Source organism: Streptomyces antimicrobicus (assembly GCF_020532625.1).
In the GTDB taxonomy this organism is placed as follows: Bacteria; Actinomycetota; Actinomycetes; order Streptomycetales; family Streptomycetaceae; genus Streptomyces; species Streptomyces antimicrobicus.
Window position 1 is genome coordinate 17,058 of the sequence record NZ_JAJAUY010000048.1, and the last position, 23,126, is coordinate 40,183.

A 23,126-nucleotide genomic window follows, 5' to 3' on the forward strand; every position below is an offset into this window, starting at 1 on the left:
ACGTACACCCGCCATCCAGGCACAACCCGCCACCCAGGCACCGGACGACAACCAAGAGCACGAGGAGAGCTGTGAGCGGCAAGGGCGCACCCGAACTGAGCGTGAAGAACTGCGGCGACCTGCGGGTCGCGGTCGTGGCCGCGCAGTGGCACGAGAAGGTCATGGACGGACTCGTGGACGGCGCCCTGCGCGCCCTGCACGAGCTGGGCATCGACGAGCCCACCCTGCTGCGGGTCCCCGGCAGCTTCGAGCTCCCGGTGGTCGCGAAGGTGCTGGCCGGGCGCGGCTACGACGCCGTGGTCGCGCTCGGCGTCGTCATCCGCGGCGGCACCCCGCACTTCGACTACGTGTGCCAGGGCGTCACCCAGGGCCTGGTGCAGGTCTCCGTGGAGACCGGGGTCCCCGTCGGCTTCGGCGTGCTGACCTGCGACAACGACGAGCAGGCGCTCGACCGCGCCGGCCTGGAGGGATCGAGCGAGGACAAGGGCCACGAAGCGGTCACCGCCGCCGTCGCCACCGCCATGACCCTGCGGACGGTCAGCGAGCCCTGGCGGTAGTCCACGGAGTGAACCCTGGCAACGGGGGACCGGGAGGAACCCGTACCCTAAGGGCATCATGGCGAACCAGACCCCCAAGAGCTTCGAAGAGCTCTTTGCCGAGCTCCAGCACAAGGCCGCCACCGGCGACCCCAGCACCTCCCGCACCGCCGAACTCGTGGGCAAGGGCGTCCACGCCATCGGCAAGAAGGTCGTCGAGGAGGCCGCCGAGGTCTGGATGGCCGCCGAGTACGAGAGCAAGGACGCCGCCGCCGAGGAGATCTCGCAGCTGCTGTACCACGTCCAGGTGATGATGGTCGCGCGCGGGATCTCGCTCGACGAGGTCTACAAGCACCTCTGACCCCGCCGGCCGCCCCGCCCGCCCCAGCCCGCTCCGCACAGCGCACCACCCTTATCGCGAACAAAGGAACCGACCTCATGCTGCGCATCGCCGTCCCCAACAAGGGTTCTCTCTCCGGGCCTGCGTCGGAGATGCTCCATGAGGCCGGCTACCGCCAGCGCAAGGAGTCCAAGGAACTCGTCACCGTCGACCTGGAGAACGACGTCGAGTTCTTCTACCTGCGCCCCAAGGACATCGCGATCTACGTCGCCTCCGGCAAGCTGGACATCGGCATCACCGGCCGTGACCTGCTGCTGGACTCCGGCGCCAACGCCGAGGAGATCCTCGCGCTGAACTTCGGGCGCTCCACCTTCCGCTACGCCACCAGGCCCGGCACCGCGAAGGGCCCCGAGGACTTCCACGGCATGACGATCGCCACCTCCTACGAGGGGATCGTCGCCAAGCACCTCGCCGAGCAGGGCATCGACGCCTCCGTCGTCCACCTCGACGGCGCGGTCGAGACCGCCATCCAGCTCGGGGTCGCCGAGGTGATCGCCGACGTCGTGGAGACCGGCACCAGCCTGCGCAACGCCGGCCTGGAGGTCATCGGCGAGCCGATCCTGAAGTCCGAGGCGGTCGTCGTCCGGCGCACCGGGGCCGACGCCGACGACCCGCGGGCCCAGCAGTTCCTGCGCCGCATGCAGGGCGTCCTGGTCGCCCGCAGCTACGTGATGATGGACTACGACATCCGGGTCGAGCAGCTGGAGAACGCCGTCGCGCTCACCCCCGGCCTGGAGTCCCCGACCGTCTCCCCGCTGCACCACGAGGGCTGGGTCGCGGTCCGGGCCATGGTCCCGGCCAAGGAGGCCCAGCGGATCATGGACGACCTCTACGACATCGGTGCGCGGGCCATCCTGACCACCTCGATCCACGCCTGCCGCCTGTGATGGCCGCCGACCCCACGGCCCGGCCGGCCCTGCCGGCCACCTTCCGGCCGACCCGTACCCGCGTCGTCCTGCTCGGCGTCGGCGCCGTCATGTTCGCCACCGTCACGGCCATCGGCCTGGTGCTGGACGGACTCGGCCCCGGCGAGCGGCTCAGCTTCGTCCTCACGGCCGTCCTGCTGTCCTCCGTCCTGGTGCTGCTCAGCCGCCCCAAGGTGGTGGTCGACGAGGACGGCGTCACCGTGGTGAACCTCACCACGCGGCGGCGCCTGGCCTGGGCGGAGATCCTGCGGGTCAACCTCCGCCCGGGCGACCCCTGGGTCTTCCTCGACCTCAGCGACGGCACCAGCCTGCCGGTGCTCGGCATCCAGCCCGGCATCGCCAAGGAACGGGCCGTCAGCGACGCCCGCGCCCTGCGGGCGCTGGCCGAGGAACGCGGCTCCGGCCCGCACGGGAACTGACCCCGGCCGGCAGACCGACCGCCGCGTGCCATTGCGGCGGCGATCTCAGTGACTACCCTGGTGGCGGGGCGCACCCGTGCGCCCTCCCGTGAGCCCCGGGACACCGGGGCCCCAGGGCACCTTCGACCAGAGGAGTGACTCCCTCCAGCAATGGACGGACCGTCCGGTAGTACCCGCGCCGCCCTCTCCCCCGAGGCGGCGGCATGACCATCCCGCTACTCCTGCTCGCGGCGGCGTTCGCGCTCATCCTGGCCAACGGTTTCTTCGTTGCGGCCGAGTTCGGTCTCGTCACCGTGGAGCGGCCCGACGCCGAACGGGCCGCCGCCGAGGGCGACCGCCGTGCCCGCACGGTCGTCAAGGCCCTGCGCGAGCTGTCGTTCCAGCTCTCGGGCACCCAGCTCGGCATCACCCTCACCTCGCTCGTGGTCGGCATGCTCGCCGAACCCGCCCTCGCCGCCCTGCTCTCGGGCCCGCTGCGCGCCACCGGGCTGCCGGCCGGCGCCGTCTCCGGCATCGCCGTGGGCATCGGCATGCTGCTGGCCTCCGCCGTCCAGATGGTCGTCGGCGAGCTCGTCCCGAAGAACTGGGCGGTCTCCCGGCCCCTTCAGGTCGCCCGGTTCGTGGCCGGCCCGCAGGACGTGTTCTCCCGCGCCTTCCGGCCGGTGATCGCGGGCCTGAACGCTGTCGCCAACCGGCTGGTCCGGGCCCTGGGCGTGGAACCCGCCGACGAGCTGGCCTCCGCCCGCACCCCCGGCGAACTGGTGTCGCTGGTCCGCCACTCGGCCCGGGCCGGCGCCCTGGAGCAGGACACCGCCGACCTGTTCGTGCGCACCCTGTCGCTGGGCGAGCTCACCGCCCAGCACGTGATGACCCCGCGCGTGAAGGTCAGCGCCCTGCAGTCCACCGCCACCGCGGCGGACGTGCTGAACCTGACCCGGGCCACCGGCCTGTCCCGGTTCCCGGTCTACCGCGAGCGCATCGACGAGATCACCGGCGTCGTCCACCTCAAGGACGCCCTGGCCGTGCCCGAGCGGGAGCGCGCCCGCACCACCGTCGGCGCCATCTGCGACGCACCGCTGCTGGTGCCCGGCACCCTGCCGGTCCAGCCGCTGCTGGAACGGCTGCGCAGCGAACAGCCCATGGCCGTCGTCGTCGACGAGTACGGCGGCACCGCCGGCGTGGTCACCCTGGAGGACATCGTCGAGGAGCTCGTCGGCGAGGTCCGCGACGAGCACGACCTCGCCGAGGACGCCCGCCCCGAGCTGGCCCCCGTACCGGCCGAGGACGGCCGCCCGTCCTGGGAGGCCGACGGCAGCTGCCGGGTGCAGACCCTGCGCCGGATAGGCCTGGAGGTCCCCGAGGGCCCGTACGAGACCGTGGCCGGCCTCGTCGCGGACCTGCTCGGCCGGATCCCCGCGCCCGGGGACCGGGCCGAGCTCCCCGGCTGGCGGCTCTCCGTCCGCCAGGTCGGCCGCAACCGCGCCGAGCGGGTGCGCCTGGTCCGGCTCGTGCCCGCGCCCGTCCTGGGCGGGCCCGGCCAGCCGGGCCGCGGCTCCGGGGCAGGGGCCAGGACCGCCGCGACCGGCGTCCCCGGCCGCGCGGCCGTACCGGCCGGCGCCCTCGCACGGGGCGACGGGCAGCGGTCCGAGCGGCCCGCCGCACTGGAAGGGGCCGGCCGGTGAGCGTGCTCCAGTTGCTGTTCGCCCTCGCCCTGGTCCTGGCCAACGGTTTCTTCGTGGCCGCCGAGTTCGCCCTCGTCTCCGTGCGGCGCAGCCAGATCGAGCCCCTGGCGGCCGGCTCCAAGCGGGCCCGGCAGGTGCTCCACGGCCTGGAGAACCTGCCGCGGATGATGGCCGCCGCCCAGTTCGGCATCACCGTCTGCTCGCTCACCCTCGGCGCCGTCGCCGAACCCACCGTGGCCCGGCTGCTGGAGCCCGTCTTCCACGCCGTCCACGTCCCGCAGGGCCTGATCCACCCCCTCGGCTACGCCCTCGCGCTCGCCGCCGTGGTCTTCCTGCACCTGGTGATCGGCGAGATGGTGCCCAAGAACCTGGCGATGGCCGCCCCGGAGCGGACCGCGCTGTGGTTCAGTCCCGGCCTGGTCGCCTTCGCCCGGCTCTGCGGTCCGGTCACCACCGCCCTCGGGGCGTGCGCGCACTTCGTGCTGCGGCTGTTCAAGGTCGAGCCGAAGGACGAGGTCGAGGCCGTCTACACCAGCGCCGAACTGGGCCGCCTGGTCGAGGACTCCCGGCAGGCCGGCCTGCTGGAACCCGGCGAGCAGGAGCGGCTGGAGGACGCCCTGGAGCTGGGCAGCCGCCCGGTCACCGACGTCCTGCTGGCCCGCGAGCGGCTGGTCACGGTCGCCCCGACGGCCACGCCCCGGCAGATCGAGCAGCTCACCGTGCGCACCGGCTACTCGCGCTTCCCGGTCCGGGCCGAGGGCGGGGCCTTCATGGGCTACGTCCACGTCAAGGACGTCCTGGACCTGGAGGAGCGCGAACGGGCCGTGCCGCAGCGGATATGGCGCCGGATGCCGGTCCTGTGCTCCACCCTCCCGCTGGACGACGCGCTCAGCGTGATGCGCCGGGACGCCACCCATCTGGCCCAGGTCGCCGACCCGGCCGGCCGGGTGCTCGGCCTCGTCGCCCTGGAGGACGTCCTGGAGATGCTGGTCGGCGAGGTCCGCGACCCCGCGCACCGTACGGCCGCACCCGTGGCCCTGGCGCGCTGAGCCGAGCCCCGCACCGGCGCGACCGCCCGCGTCCGCCACCGGCGGGCCGCCCCCGCTACACGGGGGGCGGCTCCGGGCGGCCCCGCTACATCGAGGGCGGCTCCGGGCGGCCCCGGTCGTGCGGGCCGCGGCCCGAGAGCACCTCGCCGTAGGCCTGCATCAGGTCCGGCAGCCGCAGCGTCGCCAGGTCCTCGCGGGACGGGGTCGCCGGGTAGCCGGCCAGCCGCAGGTCCCGGTAGGCGCAGCTCTTCTCGTACAGCGTGCGCAGGAAGCGGCCGTTGCCCAGCTCGTCGATCCAGCCCTGCTCCACCACGTGCCCGCTGATGCTGCGCAGCTCCTCCAGGGCCTCCTCGTCCCAGCGGTCGCCGTCGGCGGCGGCCAGCACCTCGCCGATCGCGGTCAGCTCCGCCGGCCGGTAGCTGGGGAAGTCCACCCGGGTGGTGAACCGGGACGACAGCCCCGGGTTCGCCGCCAGCAGCCGGTCCATCCCGGCCGGATAGCCCGCGAGGATCACCACCAGGTGGTCCCGGTTGTCCTCGGCCCGCTTCAGCAGCACCTGCAGGGCCTCGTCGCCGTACGCGTCGCCCTTGCTGTAGCCGGAGTTGGACAGGCTGTACGCCTCGTCCACGAACAGCACCCCGCCGATCGCCGAGTCGATCAGCTCGTTGGCCTTGACCGCGGTCTGCCCGAGGAACTCGCCCACCAGGTCCGCCCGCTGGGCCTCCACCAGATGGTCCCCGCCCAGCAGCCCGAGCGCGTAGAAGACCCGGCCCAGGATCCGGGCCACCGTGGTCTTGCCGGTGCCCGACGGGCCCGAGAAGACGAAGTGGCGTTTCGGCGGCTGCACCGGCAGCCCCTGACCGGCCCGCAGACGCGCCATGTGCAACTGCGCCGACAGCGCCTTGACCTGCCGCTTGACCGGCTCCAACCCCACCATCCGCTCCAGCTCCGCCAGCGCCTGGGCCAGCAGCGCCGGGTCCGAGGGCCCGGCGGGCAGCCCGTACGGCGCGCCCGGCGGCGGTACGGAGACCCGCCGGCGCACCCCCTCCGGCCGGCCCCCGCCCGGCGGCGGCCCCTGCGGGGGCACCCCCGGCACCGGCCCGGCCGGCCGGGGCTCCACCGGCGGCTCCGGCGCGAGCACCGGGTCCGGCTCGCCCAGGGCCACGGCCGCCAGGTCCCCGCCGACCGGCGAGAGGTCGTAGTCGTCGAGCCCGTCGGCCTCGGAGATGGCCGTCAGCCGGGCGGCGGTGTCCATGAAGGCCGGGTCCACCCGGTGCACCGCCCGGTACAGCGGCAGCGCGGCCGCGCTGCGCCCGGTGCCCTCGTGGGCCCGGGCCAGCCAGTAGCGCAGCTCCTTGCGCTGCGGCTGCTCGCTGCGGCAGCGCATCAGCGCGGTGGCGAGCATCGGTTCGGCCTGCCCGTACATCTCCAGCCGGACCCGGGCCATCCCGCCGAACAGCCCGGCCTCGATGCCCAGCAGCGGATCGTCGACCAGCGGCTCGGTGTGCCGGACCAACTGCTCCCAGTCCTTGACCAGATAGGCCCGGCAGGCGTGCAGGAAGCGGACCTGGGCGTCGGTGTCCACCGGCGGCAGCCCGGCCAGCGCCTGGTCCAGCTCGGGCACGTGCCGGCCGTCCAGCCAGTGCGAGGCGTGCGCCAGCAGCAGGTCCCGGCGGCTCTCCAGCACCGGCTGCACCCACCAGCCCAGCCAGTACCAGGAGTTCAGCGTCCGCCGGTGCCGGGCCCGCTGCTCACCGAACCGGTCCCGGTGCGCGTACATCCGCAGCAGCGCGTTGGTGGTGTCGACCCGTAACGCGTGCAGGCCCAACCAGGCGTCGGCCATCGCGGGATCGAGTCGTACGGCCGTCCGGAACTCCTCCTCGGCCTGCGGATAGGCGCCCATGGTGCAGGCGTCCACTCCGCGCAGCCAGGCGAGTTCGGCCGGGGCGTGCGGGCTGCCCTGCGTGCCGAAATCCATCACGTCCCCCACAAGCCTGCCCCCGTGGTGCGCTGCAACCCCCGTCCCGGGGACAAGAGTTGTCACATGCGCCGATGAAATCTGGGTGGCATCGTACCTTCGGTACGCGGCGCTACGTAGGGTGCGACAGGCACCTTGCGGGGTGGATCCCGGACCGCGGCGGTGACGCAGGGTGAGCTCCGCGAGGGCCGTGAGAGGCGTTCCGGGCAGAACGAAGCCCCCGATCACGGGGGAACAATCGGGGGCTTCGTGTCCGCTGCGGCCGTGAAAGACCGCGCATTGAGAACGTAAGGCCGGTGCGGGCATCAGGTCAAGCGCCCCAGGGCAGCCGTCCGCACCGGGTGGCGGGGGGCCGCTCAGGCCCGGGGGAGCCCCTCACGCTCCGTGACGGAACCGGACGTTCCTGCGGGCACACCGCTCCCGGAAGTCCACTCGTATCCCGTACAGCCCTGGCGCACCAGGGTGTCGGCGAAGGGGCGCGAAGGATCGTCGGCGAAGTGCGCGCGCTCGGCGCGCTCCCATCCGTCCCAGAACGCGCCCAGTTCGCTCCCGTCGCGCCGCCGGCCCCGGCGCCACGCCAGCTCGCGCGGGGTCTCCATCCACACCAGGTGCGCCAGGTGCGGCCGCAGCGCTCGCCGGCCCGCGCCCACCCCCTCCACGAGCAGCACGGGGGCCGGCTCCAGCACCCGCTGCGGCCCGAACCGGCGCGCCACCCAGTCGTACGGCGCCCAGTGCGCCGCCCGTCCCGCGGTCAGCGGCTCCAGCACCTGCCGGCGCAGCCGCTCGGTCCAGTCGAACAGCTCCTCGTGCGTGGCGACGTCGTCCAGGTGCAGCACCGGCGCCCCGCCCAGTGCCCCGGCCAGCCGGGCGGCGAAGGTGCTCTTGCCCGAGCCGGCGTGCCCGTCCACCCCGATCAGCCGCACCGGGCCCAGCGAGGGCGGCAGCGCGGCGAGCTCGGCGGCGAGGCGGTCGAGGGATTCCACCCGCCCAGCGTACGGCGCGCGCGACACGGCGCCGGGGCCCTGGCCCGCCCCCGCGCGAGCTGCGACGCTGAACGTGACCGACCGATCACCCAGGGGGTAGCCGCCCATGTCCGCCAGCGCACCCGCCCCGCGCCGCGCCCTGCTCGCCGCCGTCCTCGCCGCGGCCACCGCCGCCACCGTCCCCGGAACCGGCGGCCCGGCCGCGGCCGCCCCCGCGCCCCGCGGCTCCGGCGGCACCGGCCTCGCCGGTCCCACCGTCGACAACCGCTTCTGGTACGCCCTGCGGCACTGGCGGGCCGGCACCCACCGCGGCACCGCCGCCCTCGCCGGGGACCGGCCCGCGCTGACCCTCGCCGCGCCCGCGGGCCGTACCGCCTACACCGACCCGCACACCGGCCGCACGGCCACCTGGGAGTACGCCACCTGGACCTCGCCGGTGCACCGCCCCGCCGTGCCCGCCACCGAGGCCGTGGTGTCCTGGAACGCGCGCACCCCCACCGGCAGCTGGCTCCAGGCCGAGCTGCGCTGCACCTACACCGACGGCACCCGCACCCCCTGGTACGTGATGGGCCGCTGGGCCGCCTCCGACGCCGACATCCGGCGCACCTCCGTGGACGGCCAGGGCGACGGCCGCTCCACGGTGTGGACCGACACCCTGGCGGTGGACCGGCCGGCCTCCGGGCTGCGGCTGCGGGACTGGCAGCTGCGGCTGACCCTGTACCGCCGGCCCGGCTCCACCGCGGCCCCGCTGGTGTGGCTGGCCGGGGCGATGGCCTCGGCCGTCCCCGACCGGTTCACGGTGCCCGCCTCCACCCCCGGACCGGCCCACGAGCTGGCGGTGCCGCGGTACTCCCAGGAGGTCCACGCCGGCCGCTACCCCCAGTACGACAACGGCGGCGAGGCCTGGTGCAGCCCCACCTCCTCGCAGATGGTGATCGAGTACTGGGGCCGCCGGCCGAGCCGCGAGCAGCTCGCGTGGGTCGACGCCCGCTACGGCGACCCCCAGGTCTGCCACGCCGCCCGGCACACGTACGACTTCGCGTACCGGGGCTGCGGCAACTGGCCCTTCAACCCCGCCTACGCCGCCACCTACCCCGGCCTCGGCGGCGTCGTGACCCGGCTGACCTCGCTGACCGACCTGGAGACCCTGATCCGGGCGGGCATCCCGGTGATCACCTCGCAGTCCTTCCGCAAGGAGGAGCTCACCGGGGCCGGCTACGGCACGGCCGGCCACCTGATGACGGTCGTCGGCTTCACCGCCGCCGGCGACGTGATCGCCAACGACCCGAACTCGCCCACCAACGACGCGGTCCGCCGGGTCTACCGGCGCCGGCAGTGGGAGAACATCTGGCTGCGCACCAAGCGGCACGACTCCACCGGCAAGGTCGCCTCCGGCACCGGCGGCATCTGCTACGTCTATGCCCCGGCCCGGCCGAGCGCCGCCCAGGCCGCCGCGCTGACGGGCCTCGGGCTGCTCGCGGCGTGACCGGCCCGGCCGGGGGCCGGGCACCGTGACGAACATCTCTCCCACGGAAGCCGCAATCGCTGGGATATTGGACATCTCCCCCCATGTCGCCGACCGATGCGAGACACCATGACCGCGAACAGCGCCGCCCTGCACCGTGCCCGCCAGCTGGTCCGTACCGGCGGTCCCGAGGACGGGTCGAAGTGGCTGGAGAACGTGCTCGGCTGGACGCTCGTGGTCGTTGTGGCCATGTTCGTCACGCAAGTCGGATGGCTGTGAGCCTTCTTGATCTTGCACCCGTGACGGGACGCGGCTGATCAGGCATACTCGTCCCGCCGCAGCCACGGAACAGAGCCCCATGCGACCCATGAGGGCAGCATGGGGCTGTGTGAGCACCGAACCGGCGGCGCGTCCCACACCTCGCGCGTCGCCGCCGTGCCCGACGAGGGAGGAGAGCGCCGCCATGATCGACCGCGCCCCGCAGCCGGTGGACCGACAGCTGCCCACCGAGGAGTCCCGGGACCTCCTCGCGCTCGTACGAGAGATCGCCGAGCGGGAGATCGCGCCGCGCGCCGCCGAGGAGGAGAGCGCCGGCCACTTCCCCCGCGAGGTCTTCACCCTGCTCTCCGAGGCCGGACTGCTCGGCCTGCCGTACGACTCCGAGTTCGGCGGCGGGGACCAGCCCTACGAGGTGTACCTCCAGGTCCTGGAGGAGCTCGCCGCGGCCCGGCTCACCGTCGGCCTGGGCGTCAGCGTCCACTCCCTCGCCTGCCACGGCCTGGCCGGGTACGGCACCAAGGAGCAGCGCTCCCGGCACCTGCCCGACATGCTCGGCGGCGGTCTGCTCGGCGCCTACTGCCTGTCGGAGCCGTCCTCCGGTTCCGACGCGGCCTCGCTGAGCACCAAGGCCGTCCGTGACGGCGACGACTGGGTGCTGACCGGCACCAAGGCGTGGATCACCCACGGCGGGGTCGCCGACTTCTACACGGTGCTGGCCCGCTCCGGCGGCGAGGGCGCCAAGGGCATCACCGCCTTCCTGGTCCCCGGCGACGCGGAGGGCCTGTCCGCGGCCGCCCCCGAGAAGAAGATGGGCATGAAGGGCTCGCCCACCGCCCAGCTGCACTTCGACGGCGTGCGCGTCCCGGACGCCCGGCGGATCGGCGAGGAGGGCCAGGGCTTCACGATCGCCCTGTCCGCGCTCGACTCGGGCCGGCTGGGCATCGCGGCCTGCGCCATCGGTGTCGCCCAGGCCGCCCTGGACCAGGCGCTGGCGTACGCGCTGGACCGCAAGCAGTTCGGGCACCCGATCGCGGACTTCCAGGGCCTGCGGTTCATGCTCGCCGACATGGCCACCCGGATCGAGGCCGGCCGGTCGCTGTACCTGGCCGCGGCCCGGCTGCGGGACGCGGGCAAGCCGTTCTCCCGGCAGGCGGCCATGGCCAAGCTGTTCTGCACCGACGCCGCCATGGCCGTGACCACCGACGCCGTCCAGGTGCTCGGCGGCTACGGCTACACCCAGGACTTCCCCGTGGAGCGCCTGATGCGCGAGGCCAAGGTGCTGCAGATCGTCGAGGGCACCAACCAGATCCAGCGCATGGTGATCGCCCGGCACCTGGCGGGCCCCGAGACCCGCGGCTGAGGCGGGCCCGGCCGGGTCAGGGCCGGTCCGCGAACAGGGGGCCGTGCGGCCAGACCGGGGACGAGGTCAGCCGCGACCATTCCGGGTCGCGGCGCCCCGGCAGGGTGCGGCCCTCGACGGTCCAGCGGTCGATCAGGTCCCGGTAGATGGGCGGATCGGACTGCTGAACCGATTCTTCGAAGCCGGGGGGCGCGGGCCGGCGCCGTCTGCCCGTGGACGTGTCAAGCAGGGTCATGCACGGCCAACGCCGTCCCCCGGCCCGGGGTCACTGCGGCTCTGCGTTCGACGTGTCCCCGGCCCGCCGGCCCCGCCCCTGCCCCCGCGCCCCTGCCCCCGCGCCGGGGCTCCTCGCGGGGCGGCTCCCGGCCCGGCGCCCCGGCTCCCACGGCGCGGCACGACGTGCCGTGCTGTCCACGGATGACGCGACTCTGGTCGCGGGCACGGTTTCTGACGTACCGTCATATCCGCTGAGCCGCCGTGCCCCCGCCCAGGAGGTTGCCGTGTCCGCGGACCGCCCCGTCGCGCTCGACGAGTACCCCGTCCACCAGGCCCCGCTGTCCATGAAGCACGTCGTCACGGGCGACCGGAACGCCTACGACCGCTGCATCTTCCACGTCTTCGACCACGCCGGCCGGGCCGTGCTCGTCCTCGGCCTCGGGGTCTACCCCAACGCCGGGGTGATCGACGCCTACGCGACCCTGCGCCTGGGCGACCGGCTGCACGCCGTCCGCGCCTCCGACGCACTCGGCGACGACCGGATGAACCTCTGCGTCGGCCCGCTGCGCATCACCGTCGACGTCCCGCTGCGCCAGTTCTCCCTGCACTGCGCCCCCGACCCCGACGACCCCGGCGGCCTGTCCTACGACCTCACCTGGACCGCCGAGTTCCCCGCCCTGTGGGAGCCGCACCACATCCAGCGCCGCGGCGACCGGCTCACGCTCGAAGGCCGCCGGTTCGTCCAGGCCGGCCACGCCACCGGCGTCGTCCGCGTCGCCGGCGAGGAACTGCGGCCCACCGTGGGGGAGTGGACCGCCACCCGCGACCGCAGCTGGGGCGTCCGCCCGCTGCCCGGCGAGGACGGCGGCCGGGGCGCCGAGGAGCACCGCACCGAGGGGTTCCACTGGCTGTGGGTCCCCGTCCGCTTCGAGGACCGCTTCGTCATGGTCGTCGTCCAGGAGGACGCCGACGGCCACCGCACCCTCAACGAGGCCGTCCAGGTCTTCCCGGAGGGCAGCGGCCTGCCCGACGTCCAACTCGGCTGGCCGCACAGCGAGATCCACTACCGCCCCGGCAGCCGCCACCCCGAACGCGCCGTCCTCCACCTCACCGACCCGTCCCGCAAGCCCCTCGAACTCGGCGTGGAGATTCTCAACTCCTCCCCGCTGGCCGTCGGCGCGGGCTACCCGCCCGCCCCCGACTGGCAGCACGGCAGCTGGCAGGGCCGCGGCTGGACCGACCGCCGCGTCTACGACCTCTCCGAACCGGCCGCCCACCCCATGGCCGCCTACGGCGTCACCGACCACTCCGCCCGCTTCACCCTCGACGGGCGCACCGGCTTCGGCATCTTCGAGCACGGCAGCTTCGGCCGCCACGATCCCAGCGGCTTCACCGACCACGCCTCCGTCGCCCCGTGACTCCGCCCGCCCCAGGGGGTTCCTGAATGGCCAGCGCACCACGTCCGCGCACCACCACCCGCGACCCCGAAGAGCTCGGCCGGCGCCTCGCCGCGTGGCTGCGCAGGCGGCTGCCCGGCGCCGAGGTCACCGGCGTACGGGTGCCCGGCTCCAACGGGATGTCCAGCGAGACCCTGCTCTTCGACATCGAGCACCCCGACACCCCGCTGCGCTCCTGCGCCCTGCGGCTGGCCGCGGACCCGGCCGCGTACACCGTCTTCCCCTCCTACGACATGCCCCGCCAGCACCGGGTGATGGACCTGGTCGCCCGGCACACCGACGTGCCCGTGCCGCGCGTGCAGTGGCTGGAGGAGGACCCCGCCCCGCTCGGCGCGCCCTTCTTCGTGATGGCCCGCGCCGAGGGCCGGGTCCCGCCCGACGTGATGCCGTACACCTACGAGGGCAACTGGCTGCACGCGGCCACCGACGCCGAGCGGGCCGTGCTCCAGGAGGAGAGCATCGCCCTGCTCGCCCGGCTGCACGACCAGTTCCCCGCGAAGGAGGCCGAGTTCCTGCTGCCCGAGGGCACCGGCAGCCCGCTGCGCCGCCACGTCGACGCCCAACGCGCCTATTACGCCTGGGTGGTGCGCGACCTCGCGCCGTCCCCGCTGCTGGAGCGGGCCTTCGACCGGCTGGAGGAGCTCTGGCCCGCCGACGAGGGCGAACCGGTCCTCACCTGGGGCGACGCCCGCATCGGCAACGTGGTCTACGAGCCCGACGGCTTCCGGCCGGTGGCGGTCCTGGACTGGGAGATGGCCGGCTACGCCCCGCGCGAGGTGGACCTCGGCTGGACCGTGTACCTGCACCGCTTCTTCCAGGACCTCACCGTCGGCTTCGGACAGCCCGGCCTGCCGGACTTCCTGCGCCGCGAGGACCTGGAGCGCCGGTACGCCGAACTGACCGGGCACACCCCGCGCGACATGGAGTTCCACACCCTGTACGCGGCCCTGCGCCACGGCATCGTGATGCTGCGGATCGCCTACCGGCAGGCGTACTTCGGCGAGGTGGAGATCCCGGCGGCCGCCGAGGACGTCGACGGCCTGATCCTGCACCACGCCGGCCTCGCCGCCATGGTGCAGGGCACCTACTGGTGACGGCCGGACCGGCCGGCCGCCGGGCCGTCAGGCGGCCTGGACGTGCCGGCCGCGCAGCTGCGCACCGGGCCGCGGCGCCGGCGTGACCAGCCGCACCGGGCGCGAACCCGGACCGCCGACGTGCGAGAACGGCTGCGTCCGCCAGTCCAGACCCTGGGGGAGGGCCAGCACCACGGCCGGCTCCGCCTCGTCGGGTGCGACGGCGGCCGCGGCGGGCAGGGCGTCGGCGGCGGGACGGCCGGTGCCGGCGCAGACCGTGAGCCCGAAGGGGTTCCACGGGGTCAGGCACAGCGCGTGCTGCGGCAGGAACTCCTCGTCCGCGAGGAGCGCGATCGACTGTCCGCAGTCGGGGCAGGTGGCGTGGTGCATCTCGAAGGAGTCGGCCTCTTCGAGGTAGTCGTCGTCCTCGGTGCCGAGGAGTTCGAGTGGCTCCGGTTCCGTACGACCGGCGCGCTTGGTGTTCTGCATGGATGTACTCCCCCTTGGGTGGGCCGGGCGGGCTTGTTCCTAGGGCCTCGGCCACACCAAGCACTTCCCGTGGCGCGGCACGAGTAACCACAACACACCGTGGCGTACGACTCCATACCCCTGTGGCTTTGGTCACATGCCTGCCGCAGGTGCCGCCCGGCGGTGAGACGGTACTGGGCCCAGGCCGTCCGGGGGCTTAAGTTGAGCGGCTATGAGCGCAATGGAGGAGCTGGACCGCCAGATCGTGGAGCTGCTCGTGCGGGACGGCCGCATGAGCTACACGGATCTGGGCAAGGCCACGGGACTGTCGACGTCGGCGGTCCACCAGCGGGTACGCCGGCTGGAGCAGCGGGGGGTGATCCGCGGCTACGCGGCCGTGGTCGACCCGGAGGCCGTCGGGCTGCCCCTGACCGCCTTCATCTCGGTGAAGCCGTTCGACCCCAGCGACCCCGACGACATCGCCGAGCGGCTCGCGGGCGTCCCCGAGATCGAGGCCTGCCACAGCGTCGCCGGGGACGAGAACTACATCCTCAAGGTCCGGGTGGCCGCGCCCCTGGAACTGGAGGACCTGCTCGGCCGCATCCGCGCCCTGGCCCACGTCTCGACCCGCACCACGGTGGTGCTGTCCACCCCCTACGAGGCCCGTCCCCCCAAGATCTGACCGGCCGTCGCCGCCGCACCCGCGGGCCCCGCGGTCGCCGCGCCGGGCCCCCGCGCGGGCGCCGGCGCCGCAGGGGGGAGACTGGTCCCCATGACCGAGCACACCCCCCAGCACGACCCCCTCGCGGCCACCGCCGCCCGCTCCGCCCAGGCGCCGCAGCGCACCGTGCTGCTGCGCGGCGGGGACGTCCACAGCCCCGCCGACCCGTTCGCCACCGCGATGGTCGTCGAGCGCGGGCACATCGCCTGGGTCGGGTCCGAGGGCGCCGCCGACGCCTTCGCCGCGGGCGTGGACGAGGTGGTCGACCTCGACGGCGCGCTCGTCACCCCCGCGTTCACCGACGCCCACGTGCACACCACCTCCGCCGGGCTCGCGCTGACCGGGCTGGACCTGACCGGGGCCCGCTCGCTCGCCGAGGCGCTGGAGCTCGTACGCGCCCACGCGGGCCGGGAGCCCACGGACCGGGTGCTGCTCGGCCACGGCTGGGACGCGTCCCGCTGGCCCGAGCGGCGCGCCCCGCGGCGCGCGGAACTCGACGAGGCGGCCGGCGGCCGGCCGCTGTACCTCAGCCGGATCGACGTGCACTCGGCCGTGGTGACCACCGCCCTGCTCGACCGGGTCCCCGGTATCCGCGCCGAGGACGGCTTCCACGACGGCGAGCCGCTGACCCGCGACGCCCACCACGCCGTACGGGCCGCCGCGTTCGCCGCCGTCACCCCCGCCCAGCGCCGCGACGCGCAGCGGGCCGCGCTGCGGCGGGCCGCCTCCCTGGGCATCGGCACCCTGCACGAGTGCGGCGGTCCGGACATCTCCTCGGCCGAGGACTTCGCCGCCCTGCTGGAGCTGGCCCGCGAGGAGGACGGCCCCCGGGTCTTCGGGTACTGGGCGGACCGTGACCTCGACCTCGCCCGTGAGCTCGGCGCGGTCGGCGCCGGCGGCGACCTGTTCGTCGACGGCGCCCTCGGCTCCCACACCGCCTGCCTGCACGCCCCGTACCAGGACGCCGGCCACACCGGGACCGCGTACCTGACCGCCGAGGACGTCGCCGGCCATGTCGCCGCCTGCACCGAGGCGGGGCTCCAGGCCGGGTTCCACGCCATCGGCGACGCCGCCGTCGGCGCCGTGGTCGAGGGCGTGCGGGCGGCCGCCGAGAAGGTCGGCCTGGCCCGCGTCCGGGCCGCCCGGCACCGCGTCGAGCACGCCGAGATGATGACCCCGCAGACCATCGCCGCCTTCGCGGACCTGGGTCTGACCGCGTCCGTCCAGCCCGCCTTCGACGCCGCCTGGGGCGGCGAGGGCGGCATGTACGCGGACCGGCTGGGCGCCGAGCGGGCCCGGACGCTCAACCCGTTCGCGGCGCTGCTCAAGGCAGGTGTCCCGCTGGCCTTCGGCTCCGACGCCCCGGTCACCCCGCTCGACCCGTGGGGCACGGTCCGGGCGGCCGCGTTCCACCGCACGCCCGAGCACCGCATCTCCGTCCGCGCCGCCTTCACCGCCCACACCCGCGGCGGCTGGCGGGCCCTGGGCCGCGACGACGCGGGCGTCCTGGTCCCCGGTGCCCCGGCCGACTACGCGGTCTGGCGGACCTCGGAGCTGGTGGTCCAGGCCCCCGACGACCGGGTCGCCCGCTGGTCCACCGACCCGCGTTCGGGCACCCCGGGACTGCCCGACCTGACCCCCGGCGTGGAGCTGCCGGTGTGCCTGGCGACGGTCGTCGGCGGGCGGGAGGTATTCGTACGGCCACAGGGGTGATCCGGCGGTCCTCGGCTCGGTGCGGGCGGCCGGACCCGGATAGGTTCGGCCGGGTCCACCACCGGACGTCCGTACCGGGCGGATCCGTCCCGTCCGCGCGCCCGCGCCCGCGGGGCGAGGGAAGGTTTCCCCCTGCGGGCGGGTGGCCCCGCGGCGGGGCCCGGCGGTCCAGTAGACAACGGCCACGACGGCCCGCGGCCAGCGGGAGCGGGGCCGGCCCGAAGGACCGCCGGCCCCGACCCGCTGTCGCCGATGTCATAAAATCCTGCTTGCCTGATCAGCTCGATCGAGCGCTGAGTCGCGACGCGCGAAGGGGAATCTGTGAGCAACGGCGGTGAGCGGCGCCACGGGCCGCTCGGTACGGCCCTGGTGATCATTCCGACCTACAACGAGGCGGAGAACATCGGGCCGATCGTCGCCCGGGTGCGCAAGTCGGTCCCCGAGGCGCACGTCCTGGTCGCGGACGACAACAGCCCCGACGGCACGGGCAAGCTCGCCGACGAACTGGCGGCCTCCGACGACCACGTCCACGTCCTGCACCGCAAGGGCAAGGAGGGCCTGGGCGCCGCCTACCTGGCCGGCTTCGCCTGGGGCCTGGAGCGCGGTTACGGCGTCCTGGTCGAGATGGACGCCGACGGCTCGCACCAGCCGGAGGAGCTGCCGCGGCTGCTGACCGCGCTGGGCGGCGCCGACCTGGTGCTCGGCTCCCGCTGGGTGCCCGGCGGCCGGGTGGTGAACTGGCCCAAGTCCCGCGAGTTCCTCTCGCGCGGCGGCTCCACGTACTCCCGGCTGATGCTCGGCGTGCCGATCCGCGACGTCACCGGCGGCTACCGCGCCTTCCGCCGCGAGACCCTGGAGGGCCTGGGCCTGGACGAGGTGGCCTCGGCCGGGTACTGCTTCCAGGTCGACCTGGCCCGGCGGGCGGTGGCCAAGGGCTTCCACGTGGTCGAGGTGCCCATCACGTTCGTGGAGCGCGAGTTCGGCGACAGCAAGATGAGCCGGGACATCGTGGTCGAGGCGCTGTGGCGGGTGACCCAGTGGGGCCTGGCCGCGCGTGCCGCCAAGCTGACCGGGCGGCGCGGCGCCTGAGGCCACCCGCCTGAGCCGCACCGGGTCCGCCCGGGGCGCGCGGGGGACCCCTAGGGGCGGTCCGGTACCTCCGGCTGAGGTCGCTTTTACCCCGGTCCAGGCACACTGGGGGTATGACGACCGGCGTTCCCACTTCGACGGCCCCCCGGCGGCGCTCGCCCGCCCGTACCTTCACCCCCCTGGCCATCGCCGCGTGGCTGGTCCTGGAGATCTGGCTGCTCACCCTGGTCGCGGACGCGGCCGGCGCGCCCGCCGTGGCCGCGCTGCTGCTCGGCGGCGTGGTGCTCGGCGCGGTGGTGATCAAGCGGGCCGGGCGGCGGGCCTTCGGCCGCATGACCCGGGCGTTCCAGGAGGCCCAGGCGGGCCGGGCCCCGGCCACCGGACCGGGGTCGGGCAAGGGCTCCGGCAACGGCACGACCATGCTGGCCGGCCTGCTGCTGATGGTGCCGGGGCTGCTGTCGGACCTGGCCGGGCTGCTCCTGCTGGTGCCGCCCGTCCGGTCCTGGGTCGCGCGCCGCACCGAACGCGCCGTGGAGCGCCGGATCGCCGGAGCGGCCCCCGGCACCTTCGGCAACGCCTTCCAGCAGGCCCGCATCCACCACCCCGACGGCATGGTCGTGCCGGGCGAGGTCGTCCGTGAGGACGGCGCCGGCCGGCAGGGCGGCCCGGGCCCGCAGTCGTACCGCCCGCCGCTGGCGCCCTGACGAGACCACGCCGGACCGGGCCCGGACCACGAGCACGACCCGGTCCGGGCCCGGACCACGAGCACGACCCGGACCGGGCCCGGACCACGAGCACGACAAGCCGAGGGGCCGTGTCACACGAGGTGTGACACGGCCCCTCGGCTGTGCGGTGCGCGGTGCGCGCGGGACTCAGGCCGACTTGCGGCTGTCCCGCGGATGCACCGCGATGTTCATGGCGCCGGACCGCAGGACCGCCAGCCGCTCGGCCAGGACCTCCTCCAGCTCCTCACGGGTACGCCGCTCCATCAGCATGTCCCAGTGCGTACGCGCGGGCTTGCTCTTCTTCTCCTCAGGCCCGTCGCCGTCCACCAGGAGTGCCTGGGCGCCGCACGCCTTGCACTCCCACTCCGGCGGAATCTCCGCCTCGACCGAGAACGGCATCTCAAATCGATGTCCGTTCTGGCATGCGTACTCCACCGCCTGGCGCGGGGCCAGATCGATGCCGCGGTCCGTCTCGTAGCTGGTCACCACGAGGCGCGTGCCGCGGAGAGCTCGCTCACTCATGAATCGTGCCTCCCGGGCTTGTCGCCCACAGGACAGGTGTCGCTGTCGTCGTCATCCGGTCAACGTCCGGTCGGCGGTATAGATTCCCGCTTCCGCTCATGCGTCGCCCGTCGTGCCGCCCCTTGTTGTACCCACCAATGCCCGTTTTGTCACATCTGGCAGCAGATGTCACCCAACGTCTTCACTTCTTCAACACGCAGTAACGGTCCGCCTGGCAGGCCAAAGGCGTACACTACCGGCCGTTTGCTTCGACGTCTAAATCCGTTCGGGGACCGGATTGCCCGCCGCCTCCACCGCCCGCCGTACGGGCACCCGTGCGAGCAGGACGAACCCCAGCGCGAAGAAGACCACCAGCGAGATGATCGCGTCCCGGTAGCTGCCCGTGACCTGGTACGTCAGGCCGAAGACGAGCGGTCCGATCCAGGAGACGCCGCGGTCGCTGATCTCGTACGCCGAGAAGTACTCGGCCTCCTTCCCGCGCGGCACCAGGTGCGAGAACAGCGAGCGCGACAGCGCCTGGCTGCCGCCCAGCACCAGTCCGATCATCGCCGCGAGGGCGAAGAACCACACCGGGGTGCGGGCGGGCAGGAAGTATCCGGCCGCCAGCGTCAGCGCCCAGGCGGCCAGCGAGCCCAGGATGGTCCGCTTGGCGCCGTACGTCAGCGCCAGCCGGCCCATCCCCAGCGCGCCCGCCACCGCCAGCACCTGCACCAGCAGCACCGCCACGATCAACGTGGACTGCTCCAGCTGGAGCTCCTCCGCGCCGTAGAGCGAGGCCTGCGAGATCACCGTCTGGATGCCGTCGTTGTAGACGAGGTAGGCCAGCAGGAACGCCAGCGTCAGCGGGTGCTTGCGCATGTCGCGCAGCGTGGCCAGCAGCTGCTTCCAGCCACTGCCCACCGGCGCCGCTCCTGCCACCCGCACCGCGGCCCGGTCCCGCAGCGCGCGCAGCGGGACGATCGCGAACGCGCCCCACCACAGCCCCGCCGAGGCCAGGCAGATCCGCACCGCCGTGCCCTCGGAGATGCCGAACGACTCGTGGCCCTGGAAGAGCACCAGGTTCAGCACCAGCACCAGGGCGCCGGAGGTGTACCCGAAGGCCCAGCCGCGCGAGGAGACCGTGTCCCGCTCGTCCGGCGTGGCGATCTGCGGCAGGTAGGCGTTGTACAGGACCATCGCCAGCGACTGGGCGGCATTGGCCACGATCAGCAGCAGCCCGCCCAGCAGGTAGCGCTCGCCGGCCAGGAAGAACATCGCGGCCGTGGCCCCCGCCCCGGTGTACGCGGCCGCCGCCAGCAGCGGCTTCTTGCGGCCGGTCCGGTCGGCCACCGCGCCCACCAGGGGCATCAGCAGCACCGCCACGATCACCGACACCGAGACCGTGTACGCGAAGTAGGACCCCGCCCGGACCGGTATGCCCAGCGGGTGCACGTAGCCCTCGGCGTCCGCGGCGGCCTTGGCCACGGAGGTCAGGTACGGGCCGAGGAACACCGTCAGCACGCTGGTCGAGTACACCGAGCAGGCGAAGTCGTAGAAGTACCAGCCGCGCTGCTGCTGCTTGCGCGCGGCCGGGTCCGGCTCACCCGCCCAACCGGATTCCGCCTCGTCGGCGGTCTGTGCACTCACCGGTGCCCCCTCGCTGCTCCCCGTAGGCCCGGCAGTCCGGCCCGCGCGCGGGCCCGTCAGGCGGTTACGCCCAGGCCCCGCGCCGGTCCAGCACCGTGCGCAAGATGTCGATCCGGTCGGTCATGATGCCATCGACCCCCAGGTCGAGGAGAGCCTCCATACGTTCCGGTTCGTTCACGGTCCACACGTGCACCTGCAGACCCCGCTCGTGCGCGGTGCGCACGAACCGCCGGTCGACCACGCGCAGGCCCGCCTGCACCTCCGGCACCTGCGCCGCCACCGCCCCGACCCGCAGCGCGGCCGGGATCGCGTACGACCGCAGGCGCAGGCCGACCACGCCCCGCACCCCGTACGAGGTCGCCAGGCGGGGACCTGCGATCTTCTGGGCCCGGGCCACCCGGCTCTCCGAGAACGAGCCCACGCACACCCGGTCCCAGACCCCGGCCCGGGCGATCAGGTTGACCAGCGGGTGCAGCGCCGACTCGGCCTTGACGTCGATGTTCCAGCGGGCGTCGGGGAACTCCTCCAGCAGCTCCTCGAACAGCGGCAGAGGCTCGGTGCCGGCCACCCGCGCCTCGCGCACCCGGCTCCACGGCAGCTCGCTGATGCGGCCCTGGCTGTCGGTCACCCGGTCCAAGGTGGCGTCGTGGAAGGCCACCAGCTTGCCGTCGAGGGTGGCGTGCACATCGGTCTCGAAGTACCGGTAGCCCGCCTGCGCCGCCCGCCGGAAGGCGGTGACGGTGTTCTCCAGCCCGTCCGCCGCCCCGCCGCGATGGGCGAACGGGATGGGGGCCGGGTGGTCGAGATAGGGATGCCGAAGGCGTACATGCGTCACGGCGGCAGTATCCCCCCTCGACCCGGTCTGGCAGGCACCGTGTGCCGCATGACACTCTGGAGGCGCAGAACCGATCCAATGCCTGCCCAGACCGGGGTGGGCCGGGGCCAATTCGACGAAGGTGGACCGGACACATGGCTCAGTGGACCTCCGCGGTGGGCGCGACCCAGCTCGCCCGGCTGATCGCCTCCCAGCAGCCGCGGGCCGCCGTGCCCGGCGCCCGCAAGCCCCCCGCCTACCGCGGCCTCGCCGACGGCATCCGGCTGCTCGTCCTGGAGGGCCGCGTCCCGGTCGCCGCCCGGCTGCCCGCCGAACGCGAACTGGCCACCGCCCTCTCCCTCAGCCGCACCACGGTCGCCGCCGCCTACGAGGCCCTGCGCTCGGAAGGCTTCCTGGAGTCCCGCCGCGGCGCCGGCAGCTGGACCTCCGTCCCGGCCGGCAACCCGCTGCCCGCCCGCGGTCTGGAACCGCTGCCGCCCGAGGCCCTCGGCTCCATGATCGACCTGGGCTGCGCGGCGCTGCCCGCCCCCGAGCCCTGGCTGACCAAGGCCGTCCAGGGCGCCCTGGAGGAGCTGCCGCCGTACGCCCACACCCACGGTGACTACCCCGCCGGCCTGCCGGACCTGCGCCGGATGCTCGCCGACCGCTACACCGCCCGCGGCATCCCGACCATGCCCGAGCAGATCATGGTCACCACCGGCGCGATGGGCGCCATCGACGCCATCTGCAGCCTGTTCGCCGGGCGCGGCGAGCGCATCGCCGTGGAGTCCCCCTCCTACGCCAACATCCTCCAGCTGATGCGCGCCGCCGACGTCCGGCTCGTGCCCGTGGCCATGGCCGACGGGCTCGCCGGCTGGGACCTGCCCCTGTGGCGGCAGGTGCTGCGCGACGCCGCGCCCCGGCTGGCCTACGTGGTCGCCGACTTCCACAACCCGACCGGCGCGCTGGCCACCGAGGACCAGCGCAGGGCCATGGTGGAGGCCGCCCGGTCGGCCGGCACGGTGCTGGTCGTCGACGAGACCATGGCCGAGCTGCGGCTGCAGGACGACCTGGACATGCCCCGCCCGGTCTGCTCCTTCGACCCGGCCGGCAGCAGCGTGATCACCGTCGGCTCCGCCAGCAAGGCCTTCTGGGCGGGCATGCGCATCGGCTGGGTCCGCGCCGCCCCCGACGTGATCCGCAGCCTGGTCGCCGCCCGCGCCTACGCCGACCTGGGCACGCCCGTGCTGGAGCAGCTGGCCGTGAACTGGCTGATGCGCACCGGCGGCTGGGAGGAAGCGGTGGCCGTGCGCCGGACCCAGGCCCGCGAGAACCGCGACGCGCTGGTCGCGGCGGTCCGCCGGGAACTGCCCGACTGGGAGTTCGAGGTCCCGCTCGGCGGCCTGACCCTGTGGGCCCGCGCGGGCGGCCTGTCCGGCTCCCGGCTCGCCGAGGTGGGCGAGCGGGTCGGCGTACGGGTGCCCTCGGGGCCCCGGTTCGGCGTGGACGGGGCCTTCGAGGGCTACGTGCGGCTGCCGTTCACCGTCGGCGGCCCGGTGGCCGAGGAGGCCGCCGCGCGCCTGGCGGCCGCGGCCCGGCTGGTGGGCAAGGGGGCGGGCGGCTCG

At 74.3% G+C, this 23,126-nt stretch carries 23 protein-coding genes; 16 read left to right on the plus strand and 7 right to left on the minus strand.

What is annotated here, in order from left to right:
- The first annotated feature begins 71 nt into the window (after window positions 1–71).
- The 6 genes from ribH (at window position 72) to LG632_RS14620 (ending at window position 5,012) form a co-directional block, all read left to right on the plus strand.
- Window positions 72–557 (plus strand): 6,7-dimethyl-8-ribityllumazine synthase, encoded by a 486-nt coding sequence (ribH, locus tag LG632_RS14595; RefSeq protein ID WP_226727478.1) that lies wholly within the window; start codon window positions 72–74, stop codon window positions 555–557.
- 58 nt (window positions 558–615) lie between these two features.
- Window positions 616–897: a phosphoribosyl-ATP diphosphatase gene (locus tag LG632_RS14600; RefSeq protein ID WP_226727479.1), complete on the plus strand. Its 282-nt coding sequence runs from the start codon at window positions 616–618 to the stop codon at window positions 895–897.
- A 77-nt stretch (window positions 898–974) separates the two neighbouring features.
- Window positions 975–1,823: an ATP phosphoribosyltransferase gene (gene hisG / locus LG632_RS14605; protein WP_226727480.1), complete on the plus strand. Its 849-nt coding sequence runs from the start codon at window positions 975–977 to the stop codon at window positions 1,821–1,823.
- Window positions 1,823–2,281, plus strand: a complete 459-nt coding sequence (locus LG632_RS14610) for a PH domain-containing protein (RefSeq protein WP_226727481.1) — start codon at window positions 1,823–1,825, stop codon at window positions 2,279–2,281. The genes hisG and LG632_RS14610 overlap by 1 nt, the downstream gene beginning before the upstream one ends.
- A 203-nt stretch (window positions 2,282–2,484) precedes the next feature.
- On the plus strand, window positions 2,485–3,963 hold the full coding sequence (locus tag LG632_RS14615; RefSeq protein ID WP_226727482.1) for a hemolysin family protein: 1,479 nt from the start codon (window positions 2,485–2,487) through the stop codon (window positions 3,961–3,963).
- Window positions 3,960–5,012: a hemolysin family protein gene (locus tag LG632_RS14620; protein ID WP_226727483.1), complete on the plus strand. Its 1,053-nt coding sequence runs from the start codon at window positions 3,960–3,962 to the stop codon at window positions 5,010–5,012. The genes LG632_RS14615 and LG632_RS14620 overlap by 4 nt, the downstream gene beginning before the upstream one ends.
- Window positions 5,013–5,097: 85 nt before the next feature.
- On the opposite strand, the gene LG632_RS14625 is transcribed toward LG632_RS14620, so the two are convergent.
- Together LG632_RS14625 and LG632_RS14630 are read right to left on the minus strand one after the other, a co-directional pair.
- Complete coding sequence (locus LG632_RS14625) at window positions 5,098–6,990, minus strand: AAA family ATPase (RefSeq protein WP_226727484.1); 1,893 nt, start codon at window positions 6,988–6,990, stop codon at window positions 5,098–5,100.
- Window positions 6,991–7,346: 356 nt separating this feature from the next.
- Window positions 7,347–7,973, minus strand: a complete 627-nt coding sequence (locus LG632_RS14630; protein ID WP_226727485.1) for a uridine kinase family protein — start codon at window positions 7,971–7,973, stop codon at window positions 7,347–7,349.
- A gap of 106 nt (window positions 7,974–8,079) precedes the next feature.
- On the opposite strand from LG632_RS14630, the gene LG632_RS14635 reads away from it, so the two are divergent.
- From LG632_RS14635 to LG632_RS14645, 3 genes are all read left to right on the plus strand, one after another.
- The gene (locus LG632_RS14635; protein WP_226727486.1) at window positions 8,080–9,459 is read left to right on the plus strand and encodes a C39 family peptidase; all 1,380 of its coding nucleotides are present in this window, start codon (window positions 8,080–8,082) and stop codon (window positions 9,457–9,459) included.
- A gap of 108 nt (window positions 9,460–9,567) precedes the next feature.
- Entirely contained in the window at window positions 9,568–9,717 is a 150-nt protein-coding gene (locus LG632_RS14640; protein ID WP_226727487.1) for an SCO1431 family membrane protein, read from the plus strand.
- A 184-nt stretch (window positions 9,718–9,901) separates the two neighbouring features.
- The gene (locus LG632_RS14645; protein ID WP_226727488.1) at window positions 9,902–11,077 is read left to right on the plus strand and encodes an acyl-CoA dehydrogenase family protein; all 1,176 of its coding nucleotides are present in this window, start codon (window positions 9,902–9,904) and stop codon (window positions 11,075–11,077) included.
- Between the two features lie 16 nt (window positions 11,078–11,093).
- Here LG632_RS14645 and LG632_RS14650 read toward each other — a convergent pair whose 3' ends face one another.
- Window positions 11,094–11,312 (minus strand): hypothetical protein, encoded by a 219-nt coding sequence (locus LG632_RS14650; protein ID WP_226727489.1) that lies wholly within the window; start codon window positions 11,310–11,312, stop codon window positions 11,094–11,096.
- A 265-nt stretch (window positions 11,313–11,577) separates the two neighbouring features.
- Here LG632_RS14650 and LG632_RS14655 point away from each other — a divergent pair, with 265 nt between their 5' ends.
- Window positions 11,578–12,711 carry an Rv3169 family protein gene (locus tag LG632_RS14655; RefSeq protein WP_226727490.1) on the plus strand — a complete coding sequence of 378 codons (1,134 nt, stop codon included), beginning with the start codon at window positions 11,578–11,580 and terminating at the stop codon, window positions 12,709–12,711.
- A 26-nt stretch (window positions 12,712–12,737) separates the two neighbouring features.
- Window positions 12,738–13,844 (plus strand): phosphotransferase family protein, encoded by a 1,107-nt coding sequence (locus tag LG632_RS14660; protein ID WP_226727491.1) that lies wholly within the window; start codon window positions 12,738–12,740, stop codon window positions 13,842–13,844.
- A 27-nt stretch (window positions 13,845–13,871) separates the two neighbouring features.
- Here the strand turns inward: LG632_RS14660 and LG632_RS14665 are convergent, their stop codons facing one another.
- On the minus strand, window positions 13,872–14,312 hold the full coding sequence (locus tag LG632_RS14665; protein WP_226727492.1) for a hypothetical protein: 441 nt from the start codon (window positions 14,310–14,312) through the stop codon (window positions 13,872–13,874).
- Between the two features lie 220 nt (window positions 14,313–14,532).
- On the opposite strand from LG632_RS14665, the gene LG632_RS14670 reads away from it, so the two are divergent.
- The 4 genes from LG632_RS14670 to fxsA all read left to right on the plus strand — a co-directional run bounded on the left by LG632_RS14670 (window position 14,533) and on the right by fxsA (window position 18,518).
- Window positions 14,533–14,973: an Lrp/AsnC family transcriptional regulator gene (locus LG632_RS14670; protein ID WP_226727502.1), complete on the plus strand. Its 441-nt coding sequence runs from the start codon at window positions 14,533–14,535 to the stop codon at window positions 14,971–14,973.
- 90 nt (window positions 14,974–15,063) lie between these two features.
- Window positions 15,064–16,725 (plus strand): amidohydrolase, encoded by a 1,662-nt coding sequence (locus LG632_RS14675; RefSeq protein ID WP_226727493.1) that lies wholly within the window; start codon window positions 15,064–15,066, stop codon window positions 16,723–16,725.
- A gap of 321 nt (window positions 16,726–17,046) precedes the next feature.
- A complete protein-coding gene (locus tag LG632_RS14680; RefSeq protein ID WP_226727494.1) occupies window positions 17,047–17,814 on the plus strand; it encodes a polyprenol monophosphomannose synthase in 768 nt (255 codons plus the stop codon).
- A 113-nt stretch (window positions 17,815–17,927) separates the two neighbouring features.
- Window positions 17,928–18,518, plus strand: coding sequence for an FxsA family membrane protein (gene fxsA / locus LG632_RS14685; RefSeq protein ID WP_226727495.1), 591 nt, complete (start codon window positions 17,928–17,930; stop codon window positions 18,516–18,518).
- Window positions 18,519–18,686: 168 nt separating this feature from the next.
- On the opposite strand, the gene LG632_RS14690 is transcribed toward fxsA, so the two are convergent.
- From LG632_RS14690 to LG632_RS14700, 3 genes are all read right to left on the minus strand, one after another.
- The gene (locus tag LG632_RS14690) at window positions 18,687–19,061 is read right to left on the minus strand and encodes an RNA polymerase-binding protein RbpA (RefSeq protein ID WP_125646061.1); all 375 of its coding nucleotides are present in this window, start codon (window positions 19,059–19,061) and stop codon (window positions 18,687–18,689) included.
- Window positions 19,062–19,316: 255 nt separating this feature from the next.
- Window positions 19,317–20,687 carry an MFS transporter gene (locus tag LG632_RS14695; RefSeq protein ID WP_226727496.1) on the minus strand — a complete coding sequence of 457 codons (1,371 nt, stop codon included), beginning with the start codon at window positions 20,685–20,687 and terminating at the stop codon, window positions 19,317–19,319.
- Window positions 20,688–20,751: 64 nt separating this feature from the next.
- Window positions 20,752–21,522 carry a glycerophosphodiester phosphodiesterase family protein gene (locus LG632_RS14700; RefSeq protein ID WP_226727497.1) on the minus strand — a complete coding sequence of 257 codons (771 nt, stop codon included), beginning with the start codon at window positions 21,520–21,522 and terminating at the stop codon, window positions 20,752–20,754.
- A gap of 134 nt (window positions 21,523–21,656) precedes the next feature.
- On the opposite strand from LG632_RS14700, the gene yczR reads away from it, so the two are divergent.
- Window positions 21,657–23,126 (plus strand): MocR-like transcription factor YczR (gene yczR, locus LG632_RS14705; protein WP_226727498.1); only part of this gene is annotated, 1,470 nt, incomplete at its 3' end.